Origin of the sequence: Shewanella sp. (assembly GCF_051658185.1) — a bacterium.
Classification (GTDB): Bacteria; Pseudomonadota; Gammaproteobacteria; order Enterobacterales; family Shewanellaceae; genus Shewanella.
Genome location: NZ_JBOFMC010000423.1, coordinates 1 through 5,221, shown reverse-complemented (window position 1 = coordinate 5,221; position 5,221 = coordinate 1). Strand labels below are relative to the sequence as shown.

At 47.7% G+C, this 5,221-nt stretch carries 3 protein-coding genes and 1 pseudogene; 1 reads left to right on the top strand and 3 read right to left on the bottom strand.

Annotated elements, in window-relative coordinates; translation table 11 throughout:
- Positions 1-473: pseudogene (locus tag ACRCZA_RS15510) on the bottom strand (3-phosphoshikimate 1-carboxyvinyltransferase); the annotation flags it as partial.
- A 452-nt stretch (positions 474-925) separates the two neighbouring features.
- Between ACRCZA_RS15510 and ACRCZA_RS15505 the strand changes: the two are divergent.
- Positions 926-2,116, top strand: a complete 1,191-nt coding sequence (locus tag ACRCZA_RS15505; RefSeq protein ID WP_438675293.1) for an amino acid aminotransferase — start codon at positions 926-928, stop codon at positions 2,114-2,116.
- 292 nt (positions 2,117-2,408) lie between these two features.
- Here the strand turns inward: ACRCZA_RS15505 and ACRCZA_RS15500 are convergent, their stop codons facing one another.
- Positions 2,409-3,401, bottom strand: a complete 993-nt coding sequence (locus tag ACRCZA_RS15500) for an SDR family NAD(P)-dependent oxidoreductase (RefSeq protein ID WP_438675292.1) — start codon at positions 3,399-3,401, stop codon at positions 2,409-2,411.
- Between the two features lie 22 nt (positions 3,402-3,423).
- Positions 3,424-5,145 carry an alginate export family protein gene (locus tag ACRCZA_RS15495; protein ID WP_438675291.1) on the bottom strand — a complete coding sequence of 574 codons (1,722 nt, stop codon included), beginning with the start codon at positions 5,143-5,145 and terminating at the stop codon, positions 3,424-3,426.
- Between the last annotated feature and the right edge of the window lie 76 nt (positions 5,146-5,221).

The following is a 5,221-nucleotide window of genomic DNA, read 5'->3' as shown; positions in this document are numbered from 1 at the left end:
AGGCCCGTCGCATTAATGGTTAATGGTGGAAAACCATCATTTTTAAGGTAAACAATATTGGCCCCCAGTTGTCTTAGGGCATCAACTAAATCGCCAATGGGGCGTTCTTCCATACGCGGCTCGCCCGTTAACGTAAACTCGCCTTGTCCTAAGGTTAAGGCGGCGCACAGAGGCCGCATGGCCGTGCCAGCGTTACCTAAAAATAAGGTTTGCGCATTGGCCGCTGATATTGCGCCACCTAACCCCGTCAGTTCACACACGGTATTGTTCTCGGATAAACGATATTTTACCCCTAACTGTTTAAGGGATGTCAGCATATGCCGAATGTCATCAGAATCGAGCAAATTGGTGAGGGTCGTTGTGCCTTGGGCTAAAGTTGCAAGTAACAGGGCTCGATTTGAAATACTTTTTGAGCCCGGAATATTGATTTCACCGCAGACTTGCACAACAGGTTCGAGACGTAATTGCTTCATTAATAAATCTTCTTTTTCAATAGGGGCGCATTCATCATGATCGCGCGGACTGATTAGGAAAAATGGCAACATCACGCGCAGGGCGTCAAGTTTTACTTACAAATGACAAGAAATAGGAGCCTTGTTGGCACATCAAGGTTATAAAATTACCGATCAAGGCTAAGGATTCAACCGTTTTTTGCCCTCAAATGCGGTTTTACAGTAGAAAAATATTCAAGTCAGTCTAAAAATAACAAATAAAACAAAACTTAAGCAGTGGATTGATGAATTAAGCGTATTTTCGGCAGCATTTTTTTCCAAAAAAACACAGCGGCTTATTCAGCGTTTTTACTTTTATTGCCTCACCTTTACACGCTATGCTAGCACTCAAGCATAATGATGGCGGTGCGGTGCAGCGTACCGTGTTAAGCACTCCCCAAAAATCAATAACAATCAGAAAGGTAGATGGCGCTATGTTGAATAACCTTACCGCAATGCCAGCGGATCCAATCCTCGGCTTGCTCACGCAGTATCGTGAAGATACTCACCCACACAAAATCGACTTAGGGGTGGGGGTATATAAAGATCCTGCCGGACACACCCCTATTTTACACTGCGTGAAAACGGCCGAAAAAATTCGCTTAGAGACCGAAACCACCAAAGTCTATATCGGGCCAGCAGGCTCGCCTCAATTTAACCAACTCATGACGGAACTCGCATTTGGTGTTGACCACAGTGCGATTATCACCAACCGCATCCGCACCGTATCAACCCCGGGTGGCACAGGTGCGCTGCGCGTGGCGGGTGACTTCATCAAACGCTGTAACCCAAATGCGGTGCTCTGGGTAAGCGATCCGACTTGGGCTAACCACATTGGGTTATTTGAGGCTGCGGGCATTACCGTTAAAACCTATCCCTACTACGACTACGATAATCAAACCTTAAAATTTGACGAGATGATGAGCGCATTAGCGCAAATCGGCCCACAGGATGTCGTACTATTGCACGCTTGTTGCCATAACCCAAGCGGCATGGATTTGACCTGCGAACAATGGGATAAAGTGGTGGCCCTCACCAAAGCGCAAGGTTTTACGCCTCTGATTGATATGGCATACCAAGGGTTTGGTGATGGTGTCGACCAAGATGCCTACGGCGTACGTCAAATGGCGGCGGCCGTCGATAATATGATCCTTTGCAGCTCATGCTCGAAGAACTTCGGACTGTACCGCGAGCGCATCGGCTCATGCTCTGTCATTGCCAAAGATGCCCATAGCGCCAATATTGCGCAATCCGTCCTGCTGTATGTAGTACGTTGTCTCTATTCCATGCCCCCTGCTCATGGCGCTGCCATTGTGGAGACCATTTTAGGCTCAGCGGAATTGACTAAGCAGTGGTTAGATGAGCTTAAGGTGATGCGCGATCGTATCAATGGCAACCGCGCGATGTTAGTTGCCAAACTCAAGGCTAATGGTGTTGAGCGCGATTTTAGCTTTATCGCTCGTCAGAAAGGCATGTTTTCTTTCTTAGGCATTAGCCCTGAGCAAGTTGCCCGTCTGCAGCAAGAATTTAGCATTTATATGGTGGGTTCAAGCCGGATAAGTATTGCCGGGATCAGCGAAGAGAATGTTGATTACTTAGCCAAATCCATCGCAAAAGTACTCTAATATTAACAATGTAACGCTTTCAATGCGCAAACCGTTTGATGCTTGAAGGGCTGACACACCTTTCAGTGCCCCCGAAACGGGCTTGAATACATCTTGGCAATCTGGCCAGTACAAAGGTCCTATTGGTGAGGCTTAATAAACAATGGCGGCATAAATGTCGCCATTGCTATCACTCACTAAACCACGTTTAACTGCACTTAAGTTAGCTCAACAGCTCAACATCTAAGTTAGCTCAACGACGTTTGCTTACAGCACACTCCAGCGAACGCCCCTGCGCACTTCGAGCATAGAGTTAATAAGCCGTCCAGCCGCCGTCGGTTGGGAATAATCCCCCAGTCAAATTGGAGGCTTCATCAGACAATAAGAAGCAAATCACCGCTGCCTGCTCCCATACGGTAGATTGACGCTTATTACTATCGGCATAGGCGAGTAAGCTTAAAGTTTTAGTGCGCCCCATATTGGGTACGGTGGAAGCGACATTTTCCGCAGCGGCAGCTTTAACGTATTTCATTGCCATGTCGGTCATTGCCGTTTCGGTGGCGGCCATGTTGACCGAATTCACTCGGATCCCATAAGGAGCATAATCAATGGCGGCGCTGCGCGTCAGGCCACTGCAGGCATGTTTACTGGCAACATAGGCTGAGTTTCCGGCAAGACCGGTCAACCCTGCAATTGAACAAATATTGACAATCGAGCCCCCCTTACCTTGTTTTAGCATCGGGTTAAGTTGGGCACGCATCGACTTAAAAACCCCTGTGGCATTCACGGCCATTAAGGTATCAAAATATTCATCGCCAGCATCGGCAACGGGAGTGGGTAATAAGGGCTTTTGCTTTGAATAATCAAGCTCAGTATCCGGCGCCATCGCCGCCATCACTCCTGCCGAATTCAATGCCCCATTGATTTGGCCAAATTTTTCAAGAGTCAAATCGACCGCTTTTTGCAGATCCTCATTACTGCGCACATCACCCTTAAAAAATACAGCCTTACCACCTTCCTTTATGATCTGAGCGACGGTGGCTTGGCCTTCTTTTTCTAACACATCAAAAATCATCACATTCGCGCCCTCTCGAGCGAGCCTTATCGCCGATGCCGCGCCGATGCCACGAGCTCCGCCGGTGATAAAGTAGGTTCGGCCCTGATGTCGCCCTGCCGTAAAATAGGCGGGATCTAACGGCTTGATATCCACTTGTTTATAATCATTTGCCATGCTGGTTGATGGCAGTAAGCTCCCAACCAAGCAGCCGAGTAAGCAAGCACTTTTCCATGTTATGGATTGATTCATTATTGTGACTCCAGTTAGTGAATTAAAAACGCGCAATCATCAGGGTACTGGCACTTAACCAATGGTGATAATCATCGTTTAACGCCTCTCGTATCGCCTCCCCAGGAATAGTATAAGCGGCTGAAAAAACAAAAATTAAATTGGCACTAACAACATAACGGGCCGTAACGTTCAGCTCTTGACCTAATTCCTTAGAGGCAAACTGCGACAACGCCTGCGCCCCGCCTAAGTTATTTAATTCATCGGCCTGAAATAGCCAAAATTGGGGGGTTAATTCCAGTTGCGGGGAAATAAACAATCGTCCCATAAAACGATGGGCAATGACGTTTGAGGTCTGTACCACTTTGTATTGATTTAATCCTTGTACCCATTCATCTCCTCCTCCGCCAGCAAATAACGGATCCCAACGCTCAAACGTCGCGGTAGCCGGATCGTCTCCGCTAAACTGAGAATAGCGATAGCTGAGCGTGGGGGAAAAACGCCAATCCATAAAGCGATAGCCCATTTCGAGATAACCGGCGCGCGCATCCATATCAAAATCATCATGGGTTTGTTTGGCAATTTCCGCCTGTGCATAGATGTTCGACTGGCCTAATTGGCCATCGTAGGCGAGGCGTAAATCGGCGACTCGCAGCCCTTCACGAGAGAATACGCTATCGTTGGTATAATATGAAAATCGTGATTCTGGCACCGCTAAGTACATGGCACCGAGGCGCCAGCCTCCGCTGAAATTGCCCTCATAATTGGCGCCATGGATCACAGTACCAGAATCAAGCTCTTCTAATTCATCGGGATCGAAACGAAACAATTCCAATTTATGGTTATCGTATACAAATTGCCCTAGGAGTAACTGCTCTGCCGCGTAACGTGGATTAGCCTGTAACGCCGCGCGCTCGCCACCGTTGGCTGAACCTAAGCGCAAAATCATACCGTTATCGACTTGAAAAGCTTTGCGCCCCACTAACAAATTCATCTGGCGCACTCCACTATTACTGGTCGTATTGTTGGCCATCAGCCCAAGATAAGCATCTTCAACCGCTAAATGAGCGCGGGTTTGGTCGGTAAATAACTCCGGCCCCCATGAGCCAGAGCCAATCGCACTAATCCCGGCAAACCCATTAATATATTTAGAAAAACTACTTAAACCGTAGACACCCGTCTCGATGCTGGATTCAAACCAAGGATCGGGCCCTGCATCGCGACCAGAGGGGGCTGTCGCCAAGGGATTGCCAGCAGTTAACACCTCAGGACGTCCAAAAAAAGCCCGGTCATTGGCATATAACAGACTTTTATTTTCCAATTTTGCCAACAAGACTTGCTGATCATTAGCAAACAAGGTCGGAAAGTCATTCAGTCCCCCTCCAGCAAGCACCCCCATGGCCTCCTGTTGCAGCGGTTTTGCCTTAGCAGTTAACTCGACATTCAACAATAGCGTCACTTGTCCGTCGCGGCTTAACTGTGGGAGATACTCGGCATCGTTAACAAATCTAAGGCGTTTTACCTTATTTAACATGATATTACTGCTGGTTGGTTCAAAAATCGCCCCAGGATAAGCCCCAAAGGCTTTGAGCACTGCACTGCGATATGTCTCATTGTCTTGCTGCTCGCCATCAAATATCACTTTGACAGCGACAATGCGCCGACCACCGAGATCGCCATAGCTGTCAGCATTGACATTCAACGGCACTAACCAAGACAACAGCAATAAGAGTGTGGGATAAATAACTGCATGTTGGCGCTTCATAACGATCCATTTCCTTATCATTCGCAAATCAGCACAGCAACCACGGCCATTTTGCTCATCACTAAGACACTAAGAC

Excerpts from the sequence above, each read along its gene's own strand:
- ACRCZA_RS15505 (WP_438675293.1), top strand. The coding sequence starts at position 926 with ATGTTGAATAACCTTACCGCAATGCCAGCGGATCCAATCCTCGGCTTG.
- ACRCZA_RS15500 (WP_438675292.1), bottom strand. The coding sequence starts at position 3,401 with ATGAATCAATCCATAACATGGAAAAGTGCTTGCTTACTCGGCTGCTTG.
- ACRCZA_RS15495 (WP_438675291.1), bottom strand. The coding sequence starts at position 5,145 with ATGAAGCGCCAACATGCAGTTATTTATCCCACACTCTTATTGCTGTTG.